This is a genomic window from Sphingobacterium multivorum (genome assembly GCF_039511225.1).
Classification (GTDB): Bacteria; Bacteroidota; Bacteroidia; order Sphingobacteriales; family Sphingobacteriaceae; genus Sphingobacterium.
In genome coordinates, this window is sequence record NZ_CP154261.1 from 5,739,465 (window position 1) to 5,763,380 (window position 23,916).

19 protein-coding genes are annotated in these 23,916 nt (G+C 41.1%); 7 read left to right on the plus strand and 12 right to left on the minus strand.

Annotated features, from left to right (window positions below):
- Positions 1–49 precede the first annotated feature (49 nt).
- A complete protein-coding gene (locus AAH582_RS23940) occupies positions 50–571 on the plus strand; it encodes a hypothetical protein (RefSeq protein WP_053003581.1) in 522 nt (173 codons plus the stop codon).
- Here AAH582_RS23940 and AAH582_RS23945 read toward each other — a convergent pair whose 3' ends face one another.
- The 3 genes from AAH582_RS23945 to AAH582_RS23955 form a co-directional block, all read right to left on the minus strand.
- Positions 572–2,335, minus strand: a complete 1,764-nt coding sequence (locus tag AAH582_RS23945; RefSeq protein ID WP_046673113.1) for an ABC transporter ATP-binding protein — start codon at positions 2,333–2,335, stop codon at positions 572–574.
- Between the two features lie 24 nt (positions 2,336–2,359).
- Positions 2,360–3,115: a tRNA pseudouridine(38-40) synthase TruA gene (truA, locus tag AAH582_RS23950; RefSeq protein ID WP_336830618.1), complete on the minus strand. Its 756-nt coding sequence runs from the start codon at positions 3,113–3,115 to the stop codon at positions 2,360–2,362.
- A 329-nt stretch (positions 3,116–3,444) separates the two neighbouring features.
- Positions 3,445–4,746, minus strand: coding sequence for a UDP-N-acetylmuramoyl-tripeptide--D-alanyl-D-alanine ligase (locus tag AAH582_RS23955; protein ID WP_343320797.1), 1,302 nt, complete (start codon positions 4,744–4,746; stop codon positions 3,445–3,447).
- Between the two features lie 384 nt (positions 4,747–5,130).
- Between AAH582_RS23955 and uxaC the strand changes: the two genes are divergently transcribed.
- The 5 genes from uxaC to AAH582_RS23980 all read left to right on the plus strand — a co-directional run bounded on the left by uxaC (position 5,131) and on the right by AAH582_RS23980 (position 11,455).
- On the plus strand, positions 5,131–6,531 hold the full coding sequence (gene uxaC, locus AAH582_RS23960; protein WP_336830616.1) for a glucuronate isomerase: 1,401 nt from the start codon (positions 5,131–5,133) through the stop codon (positions 6,529–6,531).
- 9 nt (positions 6,532–6,540) lie between these two features.
- Positions 6,541–7,566, plus strand: coding sequence for a sugar kinase (locus tag AAH582_RS23965; protein ID WP_336830615.1), 1,026 nt, complete (start codon positions 6,541–6,543; stop codon positions 7,564–7,566).
- Complete coding sequence (locus tag AAH582_RS23970) at positions 7,563–8,207, plus strand: ketohydroxyglutarate aldolase (RefSeq protein WP_046673108.1); 645 nt, start codon at positions 7,563–7,565, stop codon at positions 8,205–8,207. Before AAH582_RS23965 ends, AAH582_RS23970 begins: the two co-directional genes overlap by 4 nt.
- A 114-nt stretch (positions 8,208–8,321) precedes the next feature.
- Positions 8,322–9,764, plus strand: a complete 1,443-nt coding sequence (locus tag AAH582_RS23975) for an MFS transporter (protein WP_410528172.1) — start codon at positions 8,322–8,324, stop codon at positions 9,762–9,764.
- Positions 9,765–9,835: 71 nt separating this feature from the next.
- Complete coding sequence (locus tag AAH582_RS23980) at positions 9,836–11,455, plus strand: NADP-dependent glyceraldehyde-3-phosphate dehydrogenase (protein ID WP_046673107.1); 1,620 nt, start codon at positions 9,836–9,838, stop codon at positions 11,453–11,455.
- An 85-nt stretch (positions 11,456–11,540) separates the two neighbouring features.
- Here AAH582_RS23980 and AAH582_RS23985 read toward each other — a convergent pair whose 3' ends face one another.
- The 3 genes from AAH582_RS23985 to AAH582_RS23995 form a co-directional block, all read right to left on the minus strand.
- The gene (locus AAH582_RS23985; RefSeq protein ID WP_343320798.1) at positions 11,541–13,949 is read right to left on the minus strand and encodes a TonB-dependent receptor domain-containing protein; all 2,409 of its coding nucleotides are present in this window, start codon (positions 13,947–13,949) and stop codon (positions 11,541–11,543) included.
- A 135-nt stretch (positions 13,950–14,084) separates the two neighbouring features.
- Positions 14,085–15,755 carry a PspC domain-containing protein gene (locus AAH582_RS23990; RefSeq protein ID WP_343320799.1) on the minus strand — a complete coding sequence of 557 codons (1,671 nt, stop codon included), beginning with the start codon at positions 15,753–15,755 and terminating at the stop codon, positions 14,085–14,087.
- Complete coding sequence (locus AAH582_RS23995) at positions 15,748–16,119, minus strand: PadR family transcriptional regulator (protein ID WP_046673104.1); 372 nt, start codon at positions 16,117–16,119, stop codon at positions 15,748–15,750. Before AAH582_RS23995 ends, AAH582_RS23990 begins: the two co-directional genes overlap by 8 nt.
- A gap of 154 nt (positions 16,120–16,273) precedes the next feature.
- Here AAH582_RS23995 and AAH582_RS24000 point away from each other — a divergent pair, with 154 nt between their 5' ends.
- Complete coding sequence (locus AAH582_RS24000; RefSeq protein WP_084823112.1) at positions 16,274–16,660, plus strand: VanZ family protein; 387 nt, start codon at positions 16,274–16,276, stop codon at positions 16,658–16,660.
- Positions 16,661–16,790: 130 nt separating this feature from the next.
- Here the strand turns inward: AAH582_RS24000 and AAH582_RS24005 are convergent, their stop codons facing one another.
- The 6 genes from AAH582_RS24005 to AAH582_RS24030 form a co-directional block, all read right to left on the minus strand.
- Positions 16,791–17,489 carry a ComF family protein gene (locus tag AAH582_RS24005; RefSeq protein ID WP_046673103.1) on the minus strand — a complete coding sequence of 233 codons (699 nt, stop codon included), beginning with the start codon at positions 17,487–17,489 and terminating at the stop codon, positions 16,791–16,793.
- Between the two features lie 40 nt (positions 17,490–17,529).
- Positions 17,530–18,630, minus strand: coding sequence for a 23S rRNA (adenine(2503)-C(2))-methyltransferase RlmN (rlmN, locus tag AAH582_RS24010; protein WP_419722671.1), 1,101 nt, complete (start codon positions 18,628–18,630; stop codon positions 17,530–17,532).
- A gap of 74 nt (positions 18,631–18,704) precedes the next feature.
- Complete coding sequence (locus AAH582_RS24015) at positions 18,705–19,286, minus strand: tRNA-(ms[2]io[6]A)-hydroxylase (RefSeq protein WP_046673102.1); 582 nt, start codon at positions 19,284–19,286, stop codon at positions 18,705–18,707.
- A gap of 71 nt (positions 19,287–19,357) precedes the next feature.
- On the minus strand, positions 19,358–20,398 hold the full coding sequence (locus AAH582_RS24020) for an Atu2307/SP_0267 family LLM class monooxygenase (RefSeq protein ID WP_046673101.1): 1,041 nt from the start codon (positions 20,396–20,398) through the stop codon (positions 19,358–19,360).
- A gap of 171 nt (positions 20,399–20,569) precedes the next feature.
- Entirely contained in the window at positions 20,570–21,238 is a 669-nt protein-coding gene (locus AAH582_RS24025) for an AcvB/VirJ family lysyl-phosphatidylglycerol hydrolase (protein ID WP_286752806.1), read from the minus strand.
- A 21-nt stretch (positions 21,239–21,259) separates the two neighbouring features.
- On the minus strand, positions 21,260–23,854 hold the full coding sequence (locus AAH582_RS24030; RefSeq protein WP_343320800.1) for a phosphatidylglycerol lysyltransferase domain-containing protein: 2,595 nt from the start codon (positions 23,852–23,854) through the stop codon (positions 21,260–21,262).
- Positions 23,855–23,916 lie beyond the last annotated feature (62 nt).

Below are 23,916 nucleotides of genomic sequence, written 5' to 3' on the forward strand. Positions count from 1 at the left end.
CCAAAGGGCTTCATTTTAGAAAGTTTTATCTTTGCGAAAAAAAAATACCATGTTATATATATACGGTGCAACTGCCCACGCAAAAACTGCAGTAGATGTAGCAGAAGATTTAGCAATTGAAATTGGTGGCCTTATCGACAAATCGCTACTCATTGAAGATGTATTCGATTATGAGGTTCAACTTCATCATCAAGTAAAAAGCACGGATGAAGATTTCTTTATTGCAGTCAAGAACCCAGGCCTTCGCCAACGGATTGTATCGGAAAATGCAGACTGGAATTACCAGACCCTCATCCATCCCAAAGCCTACGTATCAAAACGAGCAGAGATTGGTGAAGGAACCATTATCCTTCCCGGCGCATCCATCGCTCCCGATGTACAGATAGGCAACCATTGCGTTATCGCCGGTTCTGCCGTTATCGAAAGCAATACCATCATCGAAGATTTCGTTAATATCGGACCAAATGTCTCGATCGGAGCAAACGTGCTCGTAGGCCGAGGTTCAGAAATTAAAGCAAATACACGGATCGAAGATGAAGAAACGATCCCAAAAGAGAGTATTATTGATTAATTAAATCCCTGCAGAATGAAATTGCAAGTCGTATAGTTTTTTATAATACCCATCAAAAGATAGCAATTCCTGATGCGTTCCGATTTCCTTGATTTCGCCTTTATCCAGCACAATAATCTTATCTGCTTTCTGAATGGTGGACAAACGGTGAGCAATAACGATGGAAGTCCTACCCTTCATTAAGTTGTCGATGGCATGCTGGATCAGTTCTTCCGTTTCGGTATCTACAGAAGAAGTTGCTTCGTCCAAAATAAGAATCCGAGGATCGTGCACCAAAGCCCGTATAAAAGAAATCAATTGGGCCTGCCCCGCAGATAAGGTTGCCCCACGTTCTTTCACATCGTAATCATAACCGCCAGGCAGACGCATTATAAAGTCATGCGCCCCCACTTCTTTTGCTGCCTCAATGACCTGTTCTCTAGAGATCGCAGGATCACCTAATGTAATATTATTGATGACACTATCCGAGAAGAGGAACACATCCTGCAATACCGTAGCAATGGTATTTCTTAGATAATCGAGCTCATAATCCCTGATATTACGGCCATCCAACAGGATTTCACCTTTATTGATTTCATAAAAACGGCTCAGAATATTGATCGTAGAAGATTTTCCGGCACCGGTCGCCCCAACTAAAGCCAGCGTCTCACCCGGATTAACGTTAAAGTTTACATCCTTTAGGACCCAGTTTTCCTCATTATAGGCGAACCAAACATCGCGAAACGCAATCTCACCTTTGATGTGTGCAGGTTTCAATGTACCCAAATTTGGGGTCTTTTCATCGGTATCCAACACTTCAAAGATCCGTTCAGCGCTAACCATGCCCATTTGAAGCGTATTGAATTTGTCAATAAGCTCCCGAATGGGCCTAAAGATCATATTGATATACATGATAAAGGCCACCACTACCCCCGGAGAGATCACATCACCCATAATTTGTTTGGAACCGAACCAGACCAATAATCCCAAAGCAATGGCCATGATAATTTCCAAAACAGGAAAAAAGATGGAGAAATACCAATTGGTCCGAATATGAGCATTACGATGTTGCGCATTAATTTCCTTAAACTTATCCATTTCCTGTTTTTCACGCGCAAAATATTGGATAATACCGACTCCCGTAATGTGTTCCTGCAAAAAGGTATTTAAGTTAGAAACCCATTTCCGCACATCGATAAAAGCAGACTTCATCGCCTCTTTAAACACGTAAGTTGCTGCCACCATCAAAGGCATCGGAATTAAAACAATCAATGTCAGCTTCCAATCGGAGTAAAACATCACAACCAGAATAACGACCAATTGCAATAAATCGCCGATAATCTGAATCAAACCTTCAGAAAAAATATTGGAAAGAGTCTCCAAATCAGAGATGGTACGTGTAATCAATTTCCCTAGTGCTGTTCGATCAAAATACTTTAGCCTGAGTTGAACAATGTGGTTAAATACCTGAATCCGAATATCACGGATAACCGACTGCCCCAATGTATTTGTCATTAAGGTATGGTAATAACGGATCAAGGTCTGCAGGATGACCAATGCCAACATCGCAATCAGCATGAGGGACAATCCCTTAGTATCGAAGTTTAAGATATAGTTATCGAGTGTATGCTGGATTAGCATAGGTAAAGCAGGCGCCACGGCAGCCAACAATATTGTTAGAACAACCGATATCCAAAACGCCACATGATATGGCCGCATATAGCGACTCATGCGTTTTACCAAATTGATATCGTAGGTTTTACCCGTTATTTTATCTTGACTCACGTTAAATTTTATATCTATTAAATTCTATAAATAAGGGTAGGCTACTTCTGTTAAATACAGGCCATGTGCCGGTACTGAAACTCCTGCCTTTCCTCGGTTTTTGCTTTGAATAACCTCCTGCATAAATGAAACAGGTTTGCCTTTTATCCCTATTTCCAACGATGTCCCCACAATAGCGCGTACCATATTGCGCAAAAACCGATCAGCGGTAATATGAAAAACCAAATGTTGTTCGGTATGCCATACCCACTCGGCTCTACGAATATCGCAAATATTTGTAAACACCTGCGTATGAGACTTACTAAAGCATTCAAAATCCTGCCTGCCCAATAAAAATTTTGCAGCTTCATTCATCTTTTCTACATCCGGACGATCGCGCATAAAACATGAATAAGGATAGATAAAAGGATCTTTATGAAAATGAAGATGGTATTCATAGGATCGTTGTGTCGCATCGAAGCGAGCGTGCGCTTCAGGCCCCACTTCGATCAAACGCTTAACGGCCACATCAAAGGGCAATAAGGCATTGAGCGAATGAATAAAACGATCCGCATTTTGTAGAATACCCACAGGTGCTGCATCGAAATGCGCATACAATTGCTTGGCATGAACACCCGTATCTGTACGGCCAGCTCCAGTTGTTTCAACAGGTTCTCGCAACAGGGTTTCAAGCGCTTTATTTAGCACTTCCTGCACGGAAATTGCATTGTTCTGAATTTGCCAACCATGATAAGCCTGTCCAAAATAGGCTATTTCTAAAAAAAAACGTCTTTTATCCATTATATGAAACAAAGGTACGTTTTTCCAAATGAGCATCATTTCTTCGCGGACCGAATTTACTCATTTTCCTCATTATTTAATCCTTACATGACAAAACTAGTTATTTTGCACTTCTTTTTGCTCGAATCCACTTGGCCGGTAATTCGGTATCAGCGGCACCAAAGCCACAGCAAACTCCTACTATCTTCGCCATGCGACCACGGCAAGTCCACAGTGAGTCCACGTTGAGTCCACCTTTTTAAGTACATTCAATGCGGAAGTACCATGGTGACACTATGGTTGCAGCCCGAACTTGTCCCCTAATTGTCCATAACACAAGGCTAAAAAGGCTATAGTAGATCGACCAGATTTTCAAAAGCCATGCCGCGTGATGCTTTCAATAAAACCGTGGCATCAGTTATCGGATTTTCGCTGATTGCTTGTTTCGCTTCGGCAGTAGTTTCATAAAACTCTCCGCTCTCATACCGATGGGCAAAAAATTCTTTTCCTACAAAAACCTTACGATCTGCAGGAATGGATCTTACATTCTCGACAATTTTTTTATGTTCTTCAAAGGATTCTGCCCCCAATTCAAACATATCACCCAATACAATAGCCTTCTTATCCGCTTCAATAATCCGGATATTGTCCAGCGCAGCGGCCATACTAGTTGCATTTGCATTATAATAGTCGCAGATTAGGGTATTATGCGCAGTTTTCATAATCTGGGAGCGATTGTTCGTAGGTGTATACCCTTCAATACCCCGATTGATCGACGCAGAAGAAACGCCAAAATGCAAACCCACAGCAATAGCTGCAAGGAAGTTTTCGGTATTATAAGATCCGGTTAACTGGGTATCGACAACATAAGATTCGGTCGCACCCTTCTTGTGCCATTCAATTTGCAAGAGGGGATTTGCCCTAAGAAGCTTTCCAATCACATCATTACCTTCAGAAAAACCATAGGTGACGATGTTGGCTATCTTGCGGGCGGAAGCCATCTCTTTGAGATGTGGGTTATCTGCCTGCAAAAATAATACCCCTTGATGGTCCTGCAACCAATCGTACAGTTCGCCTTTGGTTTTCTTTACGCCTTCAAAGGATCCAAAACCTTCGAGATGGGCCTTACCAACGTTAGAAATCAAACCATGTGTCGGTTCGGCAATCCCACATAGGAAAGCAATCTCTTCCAAATGATTTGCCCCCATTTCGATGATGGCGAGCTCAATTGAATCATCTATGGCTAATAATGTCAATGGGACGCCGATGTGATTATTCAAATTTCCTTTGGTCGCATAGGTCTTGTATTTCTGCGACACAACAGCATTCAAAAGCTCTTTGGTCGTCGTTTTTCCATTGGTTCCCGTCACCCCAATAACTGGAATATGCAATTGCTGTCTATGGTAATTTGCCAGTTGCTGTAATGTTTTTAAAACATCATCAACAAGAATATACGCTTCTCCTTTTCGGTAGGTCTCGTCATCAATAACCACATATTTAGCACCCATTTCAAGTGCTTTCTCGGCGAAAGTATTCCCATTGAAATTGGCCCCTTTTAAAGCGAAAAATAGACTATCTTTTTCAATTTTACGTGTATCTGTTGTAATATTCGGATACTGTTTATAAATCTGATAGAGTGACTGGATATCCATGTTGAGCAATTTGTTGAACAAACTTAGAGAAATTGCTTTTTATATGCAATACAATTACGCTTTAGCAGCTCATATTATTCGCGACTTTTTCAAAATTTCAAGCAATCATCGATAGCGAAAATTCGCTCAGAAAACGTAGAAAATGCGGCATAATCCGATTGCCTTAAACCCCACCGATAACGTTTGCGCATTTATTTTCGTGAATTTCCTTTAAGGATGACTTGAATATTGGTATTTTCATTGACCATTTAAACAGTTTGGGAAATTCAGGCGACCGTATTTTCATCCCCTTTTGCATTTTTTATGTCCGATTACTTCAGCAATAAAAAGGTCGACAGACAAAAGAAGGTAGAAAACAGATAAACCTGCAAATCAATACATTGTATGAAAACTTTTTTAGACGACAACTTTTTATTGAACACAAAAGCAGCTGAAGAGCTGTACCACAATTATTCAAAACATCTGCCGATTATTGATTACCATAATCATCTAATCCCAGAACAGATTGCAAATAACGTCAAGTTTGATAATATAAGTCAGGTTTGGTTACATGGTGATCATTACAAATGGCGGGCCATGCGTGCCAACGGTGTCAACGAACATTATGTTACCGGAGACGCTTCAGATGAAGAAAAATTCATCAAATGGGCCGAAACTGTTCCTTATACCTTACGAAATCCATTACACCATTGGACACACCTTGAATTACAACGTTATTTTGGCATAACTGATCTATTATCTCCAAAAACTGCGGCCAAGATCTATGCAGATACCAGTGCTTTGCTGCAACAAGATAGTCATTCGGTACGCGGACTACTCAAGATGATGCATGTTGAAGTCGTTTGCACAACAGACGACCCGATCGATAGCCTGGAATTTCATCAGCAGTTTGCGAAAGAGCGTGAATCATTTAAAATGCTTCCGGCATTTCGTCCTGACAAAGCAATGAATTGCGATGACCTGCCTGCATTGAACCAATACATCGACAAGCTTGAAGCAGTCAGCAATATCCAGATAAGCAGTTTAAGCGACTACCTCAACGCCTTGAAAGCAAGGCACGACTTCTTTGCCGCCAACGGTTGTAAAGTCTCAGATCATGGTTTGGAACACATCTATGCTGAAGATTATACCGAAACTGAAATCGCATTCATCTTTGATAAAATTCGTGCAGGCAAAGAAATAACTTTTGAAGAGAACCTGAAGTTTAAATCCGCCATGTTGGTCTATTTTGCAGAATGGGATCATGAGAAAGGCTGGGTGCAACAATACCACTTGGGCGCTTTACGTAACAATAACTCCCGCATGCACCGATTGATCGGTCCAGATACCGGCTGGGATTCTATTGGGGATTTTAGTCAGGGACGTACATTATCAAAGTTTTTGAATAAATTAGACAACCAAGATAAGCTAACCAAGACAATTATCTATAATCTCAATCCAGCCGACAATGAACTTATTGCGACAATGGTTGGGAATTTCAATGATGGTTCTATCAAAGGAAAAATTCAGTTTGGCTCAGCTTGGTGGTTTTTGGACCAAAAAGACGGCATGACAAAACAGATTAATACCTTGTCGAATATGGGTTTGTTAAGTCGTCTTGTAGGCATGTTGACCGATTCCAGAAGTTTTCTTTCTTTTCCAAGACATGAATACTTTAGAAGATTGGTCTGTGACATCTTTGGACAGGACATCGAAAAAGGAGAAATACCAAATGATATCGAATGGGTCGGGAAAATCATACAGGATATCAGCTACAATAACGCAAAAGAATATTTTGAATTTTAATGAATGAACATGCAGGGTAAAGTTTTAAGCTTTGGGGAATTGCTGTTGCGGATCTGCCCGGATATTGAAGAAAACTGGATTGAACAGCATCAATTGCCTTTTTACGTTGGAGGAGCAGAATTAAACGTCGCTACAGCTTTGGCCCTATGGGGCCTGCCATCATCTTATTTATCTGCAATACCGCAAAATGCCATTTGTGAAGGTATAGACTCCTATTTGAACCGTAGAAACATCGATACATCGGCGATGCAATGGGGCGGAGAGCGCTTGGGTATATACTATCTTCCAAAAGGCAAAGATCTTAAAAATGCGGGGGTTATCTACGATCGTGCCAATTCATCTTTTGCAAGCCTCAAAGTTGGCAGTATTGATTGGGATAAAGCCTTGAAGGATGTAAAATGGTTTCACTTTTCGGCAATTTGCCCTGCAATCAGTCAAGAGATTGCAGACCTCTGTCTTGAAGCGGTGCAAAAAGCACAGGAAAAAGGAATTTTTGTATCCCTAGACCTGAACTACCGATCAAAGCTCTGGAAATATGGTAAAACGCCGAAAGAGGTGATGCCTCCGATTGCCAGGTATTGCAATTTAATTATGGGCAATATTTGGGCTGCACACCAGATGCTCGGAACTTCACTAGACGAACAATTCTTAGCAAGCTCTTCAGGATACAGCGAAGAAGAATTACAAGCCCAAGCAGACCGGACCAGCCGGGAAATTGTTGCTTCAAACCCCAAATGCCAGTATGTAGCCAATACCTTTCGTTTTGACCACCATACCAAAGGGATAAAGTACTATACCACATTATTTGATAAAGACCGTCTCATCAAATCTACAACCTATATCGCGGAAGAGATTTTGGATAAAGTAGGAAGTGGCGACTGCTTTATGGCTGGTCTGATTTATGGATTGTATTCCAACCTCTCCCCGGAGGAGACCTTGGAATTTGCAACAAGCGCGGCATTCGATAAACTATTTATCGCCAGCGATGCAACAACAAGTACAGTGGACGATATAAAAAAGAGAATGATAGCATGAATTTAAAAGAGATTGTATTAAATAAAATTATCGAACAAGGAACACTTCCTTTATTCTTCCATCATGATCAGGAAGAAAGTATCGATATTCTACGAACTTTATACCGAGCGGGTGTACGCGTTTTTGAATTTACAAATCGTGGTCCCGAAGCTTTGGCTGTTTTTGAGCAGCTTGTTGCAACAAGAAACCTCGAGATGCCAGACCTCTACCTGGGGATCGGCACCATCAAATCGGTGGACGATGCACAACAGTTTCTCCAGGTTGGAGCGGATTTTATTGTTGCACCCTTAGTGAATCCTTTGGTTGGTTCGCTCGTACATGAGCACCATAAGTTGTGGATTCCGGGCTGTATGACACCGACAGAAATCTACACGGCTCAGCAGCAACAGGCCGCATTGATAAAATTATTCCCTGCAAATATTTTGGGACCAGCATTTATGTCATCTATTCGGGATCTTTTTAAAGGTCAGAACTTTATACCAACGGGGGGTGTAGACATCGAAATAGAAAATCTAAAAGCATGGTTCAGGTCAGGTGTATGCGCAGTAGGGATGGGCAGTAAACTGATTGATCCAAAGGACACCAGCAATTTATTCGAAAATACACAAAAAGCACTTGATCTTGTCTCAAAAGCACGTTAAAACAATAATCGATGCTGTATGCCTTCCAATAACATCGTTAAAGGATGGCATACAGCATTAATTATTGGTCATTTGAAACGATAGGCTCAAGAAAAATAAACAATTAAACCCATTATGATTAATACAGAGAAAAAGGGTAGTTACCGCTGGGTAATCTGTGCCCTACTATTTTTTGCTACCACAATTAATTACTTGGATCGCCAGGTATTATCCTTAACCTGGAAAGATTTTATCAGTCCCGAATTCCACTGGACCAATACGGACTATGGGAACATTACCGCTTTATTTTCTATTTTTTACGCCATCAGCATGCTTTTCGCCGGACGTTTTGTCGATTGGATGGATACAAAAAAAGGTTTTCTATGGGCGATTGCTGTTTGGTCCATTGGTGCCATATTACATGCTTTTTGTGGTATTGCAACCTCAGGAATTGTCGCTGGCGAGTGGTTTGTTGGATTTGAAGGCGCAAAAGAAGCCATTTCTCATGTGAACAATGTCGGTTTAATCATCAGCGTTAGTGTAAACTTATTTATTTTCGCCCGGTTTGTATTGGCTGTCGGTGAAGCTGGAAATTTCCCAGCTGCCATTAAAGCGACCGCAGAGTATTTTCCAAAGAAAGATCGTGCTTTAGCGACGAGTATCTTCAATTCTGGAGCGACCATTGGCGCCCTAGCAGCACCGCTGATGATACCAGTTATCGCCGCACATTGGGGTTGGGAGATGTCTTTCATCATTATAGGAGCCCTTGGATTTGTCTGGATGGGTTTCTGGATCTTTCTTTATAAAAAACCGCACGAAAATCCGAAAGTAAATGCGGCAGAATTGGCTTATATTCACCAAGATGATCATGAACACCAAACAGAACAGACTGGAGCACCAAAACAGCCTAAAACCACCATCGGGGAATGCCTCAAGTACAAGCAAACCTGGGCTTTTGTCTTCGGAAAATTCATGACCGACGGTGTCTGGTGGTTCTTCTTATTCTGGATGCCAGCTTATCTATCGGCTGTTTACGACATAAAGTCTTCCGATACAGAAGGGCAATTGGCCATATTTGTTTTATATGCGATCACGATGCTGTCTATTTATGGCGGCTGGTTGCCGACGTATTTTGTGGAGAAAAAGGGAATGAATGCCTATGAAGGCCGAATGAAGGCCATGTTGCTGTTTGCTTTCGTCCCATTGGTCGTACTCTTTGCACAACCCTTAGGGCATATTTCCTATTGGATTCCTGTTATTTTAATTGGTTTTGCAGGTGCGGCACATCAGTCTTGGTCGGCCAATATATTTTCTACGATTGGCGATTCTTTTCCAAAACGTGCTATTGCCACTGTTACAGGAATAGGTGGGCTTGCGGGTGGCGTTGGAGCCTTTATTATCAATAAAACTTCGGGCTGGCTATTCGACTATGCGAAAGAGACTCAACTGGTTTTTATGGGTTTTAAGGGGGAAGAAGCGGGCTATTTTATTATTTTTTCTTTCTGTTCCATCGCCTATTTGATTGCATGGATTGTAATGAAAACGCTAGTCCCTAAACTTATTTTAATAAAAAATTAACAAATATTGTAAAATTTACAGTATATTAGCGATATCTTTATAAATATCAATCTAAACCATTTTTAAAAACAATGAGCTTAAACTTAGAAGGTATCTTCTACGAGGAGAAAGACATTCCCGCAGAATTTACACTGGACGAACAGGTCGATCAAAGAGAGTTCCTTTCCAATGGAGAAATGATTTCTTGGACGGGTCAAGTAAACGAGGTATTTTCACCAATCTGTGTAAAGACCAAGGATGGCTTGAAACGTAAGCGCATCGGTAGTTTCCCTGTTTGTACTGAAAAAGAGTCCATGGAAGCCTTGGAAGCTGCTGTAAAAGCATACGACAACGGCCGTGGAGAGTGGCCGACAATGAGCGTTGCCGATCGTATTACCTGTGTTGAAAATTTCACGCAAAAGATGATTGCCAAGAAGGACATTGTTGTCAAGCTTATTATGTGGGAAATTGGCAAATCCTATGCTGACTCTGTTAAGGAGTTTGACCGCACGGTGGAGTATATATACGCAACGATCGACGCATTGAAAGATATCGACCGCGATTCTTCCCGCTTTCAGATCGAACAAGGTATCATTGCCCAAATCAGAAGATCTCCACTAGGAGTCGTTTTATGTATGGGGCCATTCAACTACCCGCTGAATGAAACGTTTACAACGTTGATCCCGGCATTGATCATGGGAAATACCATGTTGTTCAAACCACCTAAACACGGTACTTTACTACACTACCCTTTATTAGAAGCTTTTAGAACAAGTTTCCCCAAAGGCGTAGTCAATACAATTTATGGTCGTGGCAACAAGATTGTTCCAAGTCTGATGCAATCCGGAAAGATCAATGTGTTGACCTTGATCGGTTCAAGCCGTGTTGCTGACGAACTGAAGAAATTACATCCTAAAGTTAACCGTCTCCGCGCAATTCTTGGTCTGGACGCTAAAAATGCAGCGATCATCACCAAGGATGCCGATTTAAATCTTGCTGTTTCTGAAACCGTATTGGGTTCGCTTTCATTCAATGGCCAACGCTGTACCGCACTTAAAATTATCTATGTACACCGCAGCCTGGCACAGGAATTCTTAAAACGTCTTTCTGCGGAAGTTGCTAAACTAAAATATGGTATGCCCTGGGAAAAAGGCGTGTCTTTGACACCTCTTCCAGAGGTTAACAAACCAGCTTATCTGACTGAATGTATTGAAGATGCAAAAGCTTATGGTGCAAAGGTGATTAACGAAAATGGCGGACAGGTAGCCGAATCTTTCTTCTACCCAGCGATTGTTTATCCGGTCAATTCTCAAATGAAACTTTACAGGGAGGAACAATTTGGTCCAGTTATCCCTGTTGTGCCATTTGACGATCTTGAAGAACCTATTGAGTACCTTATTGGCTCTTCACATGGACAGCAGGTCAGTATCTTTAGTAACAATGCTGCAGTTGTGTCGTCTTTAATCGATCCTTTGGTCAATCAGGTAAGTCGTGTCAATATCAATTGTCAATGTCAACGTGGTCCAGATACCTTCCCTTTCACCGGAAGAAAGGACAGCGCTGAGGGAACATTATCGGTTGTGGATGCCCTACGTTCATTCTCGATACGATCGCTGGTAGCGGCAAAGTTCACCGAAGAAAACAAGAAATTGCTGAATGACATCGTTAGTGAAAATGAATCGAACTTTTTAAGTACCAAATACATTTTCTAATAGCATTGTCTATAAAAAAAAGCGACACCGCGGGATGATTTTAGATCATCTCGCGGTGTCGCTTTTTTTTAGAAAATTCAAGGGCCTATTGCGCTCTTTCTTTCTCCTCATTACTTGTATCTTTCTTACGATAGTTGTTTTTTAAATTTCCGAATTTATACGAATAGGTCAATCGAACCACACGACGATCTTGGTATTGCCTGATACTGGAGTCAAAGTCGCCGAAATTGGTTTTCAGGTTCTGATTCCCTGTATTAAACAAGTCGCTCACCGCCAGCTTCAACGAACTACGTTGATCTTTAAATGTCTTTGTCGCCCCAACCTCCATATCCCAACGGGCCTTCATATCGTATACATTATAGTTGAACGGAGAGAAATACCTCAAATTGACATTTGCCGACAGACTTTTCGCCAATTTTAAATTGTGCATTGATGTAGCTTGCAAAAGAAAGGAGGTCCTTTTCAACGGATGACCACTTACCATGCCATCAAAGTTAAAATGGATGCCTGTAATATTGTTATTCATGCTCCAAATCTTGGATACCGTAACTGGGATGTTCAGATTCAGATACGCCGTCAGATTTTTACCTAAATTTTCACGTATAACCCAGGTCTGTTTCAGCACCGAATCTTGCCCCATACTCTCTACAATCGCATCCCGCACATCGTTAATACCCAATGTCACGTTATAACGTTGCAGCAACGTATAGTTTAGGGTGAATTCATTGGAAAATTGCGGATTCAGGTAAGGATTACCACGTTCAAAGGTTAGTTTATCAATAAAATAATCAAAAGGATTCAACTGTCGGTAATTAGGACGCGTGATTTTCCTTGCGTAACCTAAAGAAAGGATATGATTCTCATGGAATGTATATGTCAGATTTGCATTCGGAAAAAGTTTAAAGTAATTCCGTTTCACTTGCTTATTTAAGGTCAACGAGTTCCCGTCAGAAAATGTATATTCTCCCCTCGCGCCGACCTTCAGGCCCCATTTCCCTATGGTATTGTTATAGTCTATGTATCCAGCGGCGATCTGCTCCTTATACACAAAATGATTCGTACGCTTTTCATTATTAATCCAGGAATTGTTCAAAAAGTCTTCAAAGGTTAAGTCGTTATCCGACGTAACGTTTGAATATTTAGCCCCCATCTCAAGCTTGGAAACCTTCGATAGCGGTCGTTCATAATCCAGTTTGGCGACATAGATATCAATTCCGATGGGCATTCTACTGCGTTGGATCTCTTCGGGCGTAATCGCATCCATCTGACCATTAAAATATTGGTTATTATAACCTACGCGTTTGCTGCTTTTGAATTTACTCCAATCCAAATCAAGGGTAAGTTTTCTGCCATTCGAATCAATTCTAAACTCATTATTTAAATTAGCGGAGTAACGATCAAATAACTCTTTGAACTGTGATGTCGAAATCAAAAGCGAATCCAATGTTGTGAAAGACTTTCCTACATTGGTCTTACTATCGTTATCGTTGTATTCGATATTATTCGATCCATTAAACTGAACGGTTAACGTATTTCTGGCCGATGTCCTCTGCTCAACACCAAAGCGATAGGAATGGTTCTTTTCCTTTTCATCCAATATCGACCTTTGGTTAAAATAGGTCTTTTCACCTTTATTCTGAATAACACGATCAAGCAGGAGCTTCCGATGGCTTTTTTCATCCGAATACGCATACGACCCAAATACTGTCGTATTGTTCTTCTTATAGTTCAGGGATAAGGAGCTATTCCCTCTGAATTTTTCTCCCCTCCCTGCCGTCACGTTAAAGGTTCCGTTAAAACCTTCCATCCGATTTTTTTTGAGTACAATATTAATTGTTCCCACTGCCCCCTCAGCGTCATCTTTTGCTGCACGAGTAGTAATCACTTCGACGGACTTAATCTGATTGCCATCCGTACTCTTCAAAAAATTCACCAACTGTTCACCCGACATATAGGTCTGCCGACCATCGATGGTCACAGAAACACCAGATTGACCCATCAGCTGTAGATTGTTATTGTTATCTAAACTCACTCCAGGAGCCCGCTGTACAATATCTAAGGCATTATTCCCTGCGGCCAAAGGCGAATTTTCCACATTTAAAACCAGTTTACCAGGCTTGCTTTCAACCATCGGCCGCTTACCCTCTACGGCGACCTCCTGCAATTTTCGTGTGTCCGCGTTCAGTAGGATCGTTGGCACCTTGTAATCTGACGTACTGATATCAAAAGCGTTGCCCTTATTGGCGGTATACCCAACCATTTTCGCTTCGACATAATAACTTCCAGCTTGTACATCCGAGAATTGGTATTCTCCATTTTCATCGGTAACAACGGCTTTCAAAATAACAGCCGTCTTTGCTTTCATCAGATAAGCAGTTGCAGAAGCCAAAGGCGCATTATTTTCCGCCTGTACTTTGCCGGTAACTTTCACTTGTGGATAGGCAAAGGAAACAATCAAAAAATTTAGGAGTAAGAGGTAAAAATATCTTTTCATTCGTTTATCAAAAAGTGTAATAGCATTTACTTGATTGTTTTAAGTCGGCTTATCACACGAGGTTTAGTATTAATTTTCGATTGGTTACAGCTTCAATATTTGTCTTCCGCCTAGGGGCGGAAGACTTGCTTTATATTATTTCTTTTTTGTCTCTATGGTAACACCATCTTTTTTGACATTGATAATGGTATCCCGACGGATGACAATAGAAGTATCATTTGCGACTACTCCATTACCCTCCGCATCTGCTTCTTCAGTTTCATCAGACTTTTTGGGGGGCAGAGCACATTTCAAGCCGAGTGAGGTGACCACAAACTCGACCTCTTTTACATCCCTTAGATCTTCGCTATACCGATCACGACATTCGTAAAATGAAATATCCCTTAATTTATCTTCCAAATTATCATTGATGATCAATTTGGTGCCTACCGGGAGAAACAAGGTAACATTCACTTCCTGATCCCGATAACGCTCGCCTTCATTCAACTGGAACGCATTGTCAAATATCAATGACGTACTATCCTGTCTCAAGGCATAATTAATTTTACCAGCTCTGTCCGTTGCTACTTTATACGTACTTCCTTTAGCCGAATACTCATAGCGTACATAAGGTTCCTGTAGGGAGTCTATACGTTCAACTCGAATACGAATATTACGTCTCAGGTAAGTAGAAAGATTTTCGCTTTTGATACCCAAACCGCTTTTTACACCATTTTTCAAGCGGATTACCCGAATATCATTTTCGTTTAAATAATAAACAGCCTGTTTTTGCAGCGGTTTCTCTTCAACAATTGTACTGGATTCTTTAAACTCCTTTGCTACCGATGTAGCGTAGTAGATAATAGCGCCTATCGATGCCAACCATACTAAAAACAAGGTAGTTGTCAAATAATTGTTCATTGGTTTTTTATCGAAGAGGACTCGGAGAAGCAAATAAAACAATCCGGCAAAAGGGATAAAAATGGCCAAGAAACCCGCAATCAAGGCAAAAGGTACATCGCTTGGGTCCATGAGGTAAAAAGGACCCGAATCGTCCATGACGTCAGGAATTACGTTCACAATAGCCAAAGCAAAGAAAATTAGCCCAATGATCAAACCAATGAGTGTCAACCCGACGATAATAACAAAAAATACACCGATAACTTTTACAACAACCTGCAGCAACTTAGCAACACTATCGCCTGTACGGTCTATTCCCCTTGAAAACGAATCCTTTACGCCACTCATTTCTTCATCGAAAGAACGTTTGAAATTCTGAATGTTCGGTGCTTCACCACGCATTTCCATTTTATCTGCACGGGTTACAGCGAGCGGCATTACGATCCATAGGATAACATAGACCAACACACCCGATCCGCCGATCACAACAAATAACGCAAAGAGTAGTCGTACCCATTTTGCCTCAATACCAAAAAAATGGCCCAGTCCGCTACATACTCCACTGAAAACTTTGTCGTCGGGATCGCGCATCAGCTTCTTTCCTACTTTAAAGCCATCTGCATTTGGCTGGCGCTGAAAAGACGCATAACCATCCTGATCCTCAGACTCAAAATCGCTTACGCTACCCATCTGCTCAATGACAGCATTCACATCATCCATATTTAGAACTTCTTTGCTCCCCGCCTGAATCTTTTCGGTAAACATTTCAGAAATACGATTTTCGATATCTTCTAAAATCTCCTTACTATCTTCCGATTGTCCAAAGTGCTTCTTTATATCAATCATGTAGGAGCGAAGCACCTCATAAGCATCTTCTTCAATATGGAAGACGATACTATTTATGTTGATAATTATTGTCTTATTCATCGTTATTATCTTTAACTGGTTTAGTTGAATCATTGTTTCTACCCACCAATGACGTGTTTACAGCAAACACGAGCTCATTCCAGGTAACATCTAGTCTTGAAAGGACTTCTAACCCTTCTTGGGTGATTTCATAATATTTTCTAGGCGGACCTGAAGTTGACTCCTTCCATATATAGCTTAACAGGCCATTATTTTTTAGACGTGTTAAAAGCGGATATAAGGTTCCTTCCACAACCAATAATTGAGCTTTCTTCAGTTCGCTGATAATATCGGAGGCATAAATTTCTCCTCGAGAAATTATGGATAGGATACAATATTCAAGTATCCCCTTCCTCATTTGGATTTGTGTATTTTCAGCTATCATAACAATACAAAGATATATGTATTTTATGGTACCATGCAATACATAGTACCGTATAAAACAAAACAATATAACTAAACAACTGATTTACAGATAAATAATTTTTAAATAAATAATATTTTTATTTCTATCAGGAAATTTTTGGATATTTATCGCCATGATTAAAATCTTATTAGACTATAAGTGGTGTTTTATTTGGGCCATAATAGTTATTATTTTATGCACCCTCCCGGGCAATAATTTTGATGCAGTTCCCGCCTATCCAGGTATGGATAAATTAGTCCATTGTGGGATGTTCTTTGTTTTCTGTACGCTGCTATACAATGGTGTAATCCAGCAATTCCATGGTAAACCGACCCGTTGGATTCCAATCTTTGTCGTTTCTATCCTTGGTTTTTTATTTGCAGGACTGACAGAATTACTCCAACTCTATATTTTTACGTATCGCAGTGGTGATTGGTGGGATTTATTTGCAGACAGCATCGGAATAGGCATGGCAGGATTTGCCTATCTCCTAAACTATGTCAACCGACGTCGCAAATAACGTGTTGAATTCGTTTTGACCTGGTCATTACTATTGAAGGCATGACCTGCTCGTAATAGTGGTTCCCGTAATTATTGAATTCGCTTTATCCGGACGGAGAAGGGTATAAGTTATGGGATAGACTTGCAAACTAGGCCCTTGCCAAAGTAGCAACAGATATCCGGCAATCAACTGCATCTAAGAGTGTTAATGCGGCTGAAACAACCGTTGCTCCCGTGGTCAATACATCGTCAACCACAAGGATGTGTACATTAGCCGGCAACATAGTGGGCTTGTAATCGAAAATATCACTTACATTGTCGTACCGGTCGAGCCGCCCCTTACCCGTTTGGCTCATTGTCGCTTTCTTCCTGACCAAAATATCTTCACGCAAAGGGATTCCCATTGCTCTGGACAACCCTCTTCCGAAGTAAGTGGATTGGTTGTAGCCTCTTTTTCGGAGTTTGCTACGGTGCAAGGGAACAGGAACAATACAATTGATATCCTGATAGGCCTTTATTTTGATTAATTTTAAGCCGTATAGATAACCAAAATATTCAGCAAGAAAAGGTTGGTTGTTGTATTTGATCTGATAAATGAGGCGCTCTACGCGACTATCCTTTTGCAATAATAAGAAAGAACATGCCTCTTCCACCGGAGCCTTCCCCCAGAGCTGTCTTGCGGTATCATTATCCGAATATTCGTGAAAGTTAGTATAGGGCAAATGGAAATCGCATTCTGTACAGACAAACTTTTCCTGATATTTTAGCACACAGCCGCAACAGCCACATTCCCTTGGAAAAAATATGGCTATAAAATCGCTAAAAACCTTATTTAATTCGGATTTCATCTGGTTAATTCCCTATTAAAGATAGGAACTATCCTTCAGATTATGCTTCGGATTCCTCTTTTTCCTTATCCTTGATAGCTAATTGTCCGCAGGCTGCATCAATATCTTTGCCACGGCTCCGTCTGACATTCGTGATGATACCTTGGCTTTTTAAATAATTTGCAAACACCTCGATTTTATCTGCTTCAGCATTCAGGAAATCGGCCAGTGCGATAGGGTTGTATTCAATCAGGTTGACCTTACAAGGAACGTGTTTACAGAACTTGGCCAGTTCTTTTGCATCCTCCAACTCATCATTGAAATTGTTAAAGACAATATATTCAAATGTAATGGGGTTCTTTGTTTTCGCATAAAAATATTTGAGGGCTTCGGCCAGTGCCTTTAGTGAGTTCTGCTCATTGATCGGCATAATTTCATTCCGCTTTTTATCATTTGCAGCATGTAAAGAAAGCGCTAAATTGAAACGTACCTGATCATCACCGAGTTTCTTAATCATTTTTGCAATACCGGCAGTAGAAACGGTAATCCGCTTGGCAGCCATGTTCAATCCATCTGGGGCAGTAATGCGCTCAACCGATTTCATCATATTGGCATAATTCAACAAGGGCTCGCCCATTCCCATATAAACAATATTTGTCAGTGGCTGTCCATAATTTTCTTCGGCCTGCTTGCTGATAAGAACGACTTGATCGTAGATCTCATCGGCATTGAGGTTACGTTTACGATCCATATAACCCGTTGCACAGAATTTACAGGTCAAGCTACAACCAACTTGTGAACTAACACAGGCTGTCATACGCTCCGGAGCTGGTATTAATACCCCTTCAATGATGTTGTTGTCATACAGCCAAAAACTACTTTTAATTGTTTTATCGGAGCTGATCTGAGATTCTTTGACTGTAACTGCATTGATCGTAAAATTCGCTTTCAGCTTCTCACGAAGGGGCTTACTCAAATTACTCATCTGATCAAAATCTACGCAAGATTTCGCCCAAATCCATTCATAAATCTGCTTCGCACGAAAGCCCTGCTCCCCCAACGCGGTAAGTTGATCTTTGATCTGATCCAAAGACAAACTCCTGATATCTATTATTTTACTTTTTTCAATCACGGTACAAAGATAAGAATAAATAAGTGACAAAAAATCCCGTTCTAAGAAATAGAACGGGACAACTGTTATGTATGTGTTTTAAAATAGGTAGGAGCGAGGTTCAATTAGCCATGAATGGCTTCTTTACTTCCGTACGACTGAATTAGCTTCCCTTCAAATTCCAACCACTCCTTCCAACGCTTTTCTACGTCGACGTCTACGGAATATTTGCGTGCAAAATTTAAAAATGTGGTATAATGATTTGCCTCAGATACCATTAAATCATAGTAAAACTTCGCAAGATCTTTATCTTGAATATTTTGTGAAAGCACTCTAAAACGTTCGCAGCTTCGGGCTTCGATCATCGCCGCAAACAATAAACGGTCAATAAAAGCCATATTTCTACTGCCGTCTTTTTTAGAGAATTTCATCAATTGACCGACATAATCATCTTTTCGTTCACGCCCCAAGGTATAGCCACGTTCTTTGATGATATCAATAACCATCTTAAAATGTTCCATTTCTTCGATAGCAATTGCTGTCAGCTCATGCACTAAATCTTCGTGTTCTGAGTTGTTGGTAATTAAGGATATGGCATTCGAAGCAGCCTTTTGTTCACACCAGGCATGATCTGTCAAAATTTCCTCCAAATTTCCTTCTGCGATGTTTGCCCATCGCGGATCGGTCAACAACTTTAATCCAAGCATCTTACTCTCTAAAATGATTTACGTCACAAAGGTAACGAATATCTCAGCGTTAAAAAAATGATAATCGCTCTTTAGGCATCTTTATGAAGAGCCTTTCGAATTTCAGGTGCTATTTTCTCACCAAAAATCTCTATAGAACGCAGCATTTCTTTATGCCCAGGTGCCCCCACATCCATATGTGCAGAGAAACGTGTCAATCCAAATTTTTCCTGTATTTGCAATATTTTATCCACGGCATAAGCAGCATCCCCAACAATGAGGTGCCCTCTCGAAGACCTTCCGAAGTCATATTGAGTCCGTTGATATGGCGGCCATCCACGACTTGCACCGATACGATCCATCTGGGCCGAATAAATCGGATAGTAATAATCTGCTACCTGAGCGCTGTTGTCGCCAAAGAACGCATGCATATGTACCCCAACCTGAAAGTTAGCCATATCGTGTCCATTATCTTCATAAGCCTGACGATACATTTCAAATAAATGATCGAAGCTTTCATACATCCCGCCGATGATGGCGAACATGACCGGTAAACCCAGCTTTCCGGCACGGATAACAGAAGATGTTGTACCACCTACGGCAACCCAAATCGGCAATGATCCATTTTTAGGCCGAGGAAAGACCTCTTGATTAATTAACGGCGCTCTAAAATTTCCACGCCAAGTTATCGGATTTTGCTTGTTCAATCGAAGCAAAAGCTCTAGTTTTTCCTCAAACAACTCGGAATAATCTTTTAGATCATAACCAAATAAAGGGAAGGATTCAATGAAGGATCCTCTTCCAGCCATCAGCTCAGCACGTCCATCGGATAAAAGATCGACAGCCGCAAAATCCTGAAATAATTTAACCGGATCGGCAGAACTTAATACCGAAACTGCACTTCCCAATTTAATATTTTTAGTAACGGTAGAAGCCGCCGCCAAGATAATTTCGGGTGCTGCAACCGCATAATCTGCACGGTGATGCTCCCCTATTCCAAAGAAATCCAATCCTACTTGATCCATAAGCTTGATCTCTTCAATAATTTCTTTCATTCTATCTTGTGCTGCCTGGATTTGACCTGTAACAGGATCTATCCTCGAGTCGCCAAACATTCCTATTCCTAATTCCATTTTTATCTATTTTATAAGTCATTCAAAAGTAACACCTTCTTTCCCTGAATTATTTGATCTAGGATAAGAAAATGATACCGCACCATACCCTGGATCACAAAAAAATAAAGAGCTGTCTATTTGGTCGCTTACTTGATCTGACCATCAACAAAGTTATACTAGGCTCCTCGGCTAAAAGAGTGCAACAGTATTCTTCGCGACCTGGTCTGCATTGCCACTAAAATGATGCCCGCCGGACAGGTATTTCTTTGTGAAATTCTTAAGTGTTATCTTCTGTATCGGGAAATCAGCTTCATCATCACCAAGAATAACGCCCGTTTTGACTGCACCCATTCGATTGATTTCCGCGATCACGTCCAGACTCCGTTTTGTATTACTCCGACCCAAAATATCCGCTATATGAATCTCCAAATCTGTTGACACAGATGGTTCCAGCAGGACAACACTCTTGAGGTTCTTCTTAATGACGGGATCCAGGCGATTAATAATAAAAGGAACCGCGTCTGCGCCAAATGAATACCCCACTACAAAAAGATGCATATTTTGCCGTGCTAAGAGTACGTTTTTCAGTGTATTCGAAACATCGGCAGCAATCTCACTCGGGCTTTTCTTCTTCCAGAAATAGGTTTTCGAATCGATCGCTGCCACAGTATATCCTACTCCAGCAATCAGCTCACAAAGCTTGTTAGAGAATGAATTAAATCCACCATCGCCACTCAGATAGAGAACCAAAGGTAATGCAGCTTTATTGTTCCAATATTTCATGTCAATCAAACGCTGTTGTGCAAACGCATGAAACGCCATGCCAGCAATTATTAATAAGGTAGCTATTTTTTTCATCTGTACAGCATCTACATGAAGCTATTCGTTCGGTTTCATCACTTTGACCAGTGCTACAGGAAGTTGTATGAGATCAAAATCGTTATCAAATATAAGGTATTTATTTTCCCAAAATGTCGCATACTTCTCTTTAAAGTCGCGCAGGCTATGATAATGTTTAAAGTTGCCCAATCGTGTTGAGGCAAATTTCATAATCTTTTCTGCGGGACTATCTGTCGCCCCCAACCCCGTCATTGGTACCATGCCCAAATTTAAATAGACGTATTTTTGAGCCTTAGCATACGCAATAAGCTCGACAATCAATGCGTCCATACTTCCGCCCGGCGCGTCAAGCGACTTCCGGATCATATCATAGGTGCACTCATCTTTGGCATAATCGGGAATAATATTCAGAAAGGCTACGATAGTATTCTGCTCATTTTTCAGTACAATGATATCTTGCAAAATAAGCTCATTTTCATCAAACATCCCTTGCGAAAAAACCATTTCTTTTTTATCAAATGCGCTCAACCATTCATCAGATATCACTTTCAATTCGGCTATAACTTCTTTCTTTTGCGGTGCCTTCAAAACTTCCGTAGCAAAACCCTTTTTTTGAATCGCATTCAGCCCGTTACGCAAAGACTTACGGTCTTTGCCCTCCAACTTAAATGTATCGAGTTCCAATACCGCCTCTTGTCCAATGGTGATCTTTTGCTTGCGCAGGGATGAAAAATGAACCAAACTATTTTCGTCAACGCGGTAATAAATGGCCTTTAATCCATTGGCATAACAATATTGATCAAATTCCTCGACTAGCTCTTCCTTATCCCCCTGTTCACAGACAGGTTCATCCAATACAATGGCAAATTCATTGGCCAAGCGATAGGCGGTAAATCCCTCGGATACTTCGGAGAAGAACAGACTCTTATCTTTTCCCAATTTAAAGAAATCCATGGGAGACTGTCCAAATTCGCGCAATAATTGTTCTGCACGTTCCAATTCAGAATGACTGGAGTCTTCATCTGCCAAGAGACGGGGGCGGGCTAACGCATAGATTAGGAGAAACCAGCAAAAAAGTCCAAGTACCTGGGTGATCCGCAGAAATTCTTGACCAAAAACAGTTTGGGGCATCAATTCATCATCGGCAAACAAGAGGAAACTCCGTGCTGTATGATAGATGGATTGTCGCCAGGTGAAGTCAACACCGAAATGCTGTTTATCAATGAAGTAGAAGCTCATTACGTCAAAAAGGCATATGGCTAGGAGAGCGACAAAAAATGTGATAAACCCAATTCGCACCCAACGAATATTACTCTTGATCCGATATTGCTTATAGCTCATGGCCAGTAAAATCAAGGTCAATAAAGCAACCGAAGCTTCTTCATAGTCCAATGCCTTAAACACGTGCCCAAAAAGCGACAATGCGCTAAACACTACGGCGATCCAAAACGCAATTCGGAAACCTTTGATCAAGTAAGCCGAGGTTACCAACAGCCCTAAGCCCAACACTAACACCATAAATTTGGAAGCGTGAATTGCTTCTAAAGGCAAATAGAAACGATCAAGTTTCATCCGGTCGGCCAAAGGAGGCGTCAATACAGATACGAGATTTACCATGCCCAAGAAGAAGATAAGCAGCGCTGGGCCAATACGTGCCAGCAATTGCTTCCCACGCCATGCAAAAGCCAGAAGCCCCAGTACTAAAGGTAGCCAAAATTCGAATGCCCGATAGAGAATTGTAATGCCCAATCCTTCTGCCTGCGAGTAGCCGTAGGCTTTAAAAATATACAGCATAGTCAACTCTACGGCCCCAAGTCCCCGTAGAAAAGGAGAAACAATCATCAATACCACCGAAACAGTATAGGCAATAGCCGCAGCCTCGAAAGAGTGGTCCAAACCAAGGGCATACATACTTACAAAAGCATGGGCAATACCGCAGCATTCAACGACCATCGATGCCAGCATGGTACCCAACAAATATTTTAGCTTGACCTCTCCTGAAAATATTTCATCGATATTAGAGGCTACAGCAGGAAATTTTAGTTCAACCCAGCGATAGATGCCTTTGTGTGTTCTAAAAGACCAAACGAGCCAAAATACGACACCCAGAAGCAGCCCCAAAACCACCAATGAGATCCAGGCATCACCAAAATTTTTATTGTGCCAAATCGTATACAATATAACAGGTACTCCGATCAGAAAGACCGTCAATAGTCCGACATAGCCATACAGCGCCCCTGCTTGATGAATTTGCGTCGTATTCAAATTTCTTTTTCGCAACTGCGTTGTTGTATATGCCAAAGAACTAATCCCACCCGCAGGCAGAAACACACTGAGTAAATTTCGCTTCAGGAAAAGATCAATAGCGATTCTCAGATTAATAGAAAGGCCTATCGCTTTAAAACTCTGCACATACATCAATCCCTGAAGTACAATATAGACGAGAGTAATTCCAACGCCGACCAAAACCCAGGTTAGATTGGCCGCACGCAAATGTGGAATGATGGCAGCAAGCTCTTTTCGTTCATTTCTAAAAAATACAAAGGCCAACAAAATAACCAAAACAGCTATTAGTTCCTTCCAATAGGTCTTTGGTGAAAAATGTCGAATCCGTTGCGCAATAGTTTTGGCCATATAATCGTTTAATGATGAATAACCTTGAGATATAGTATAAACACGAAATAAAGCTAATCGTT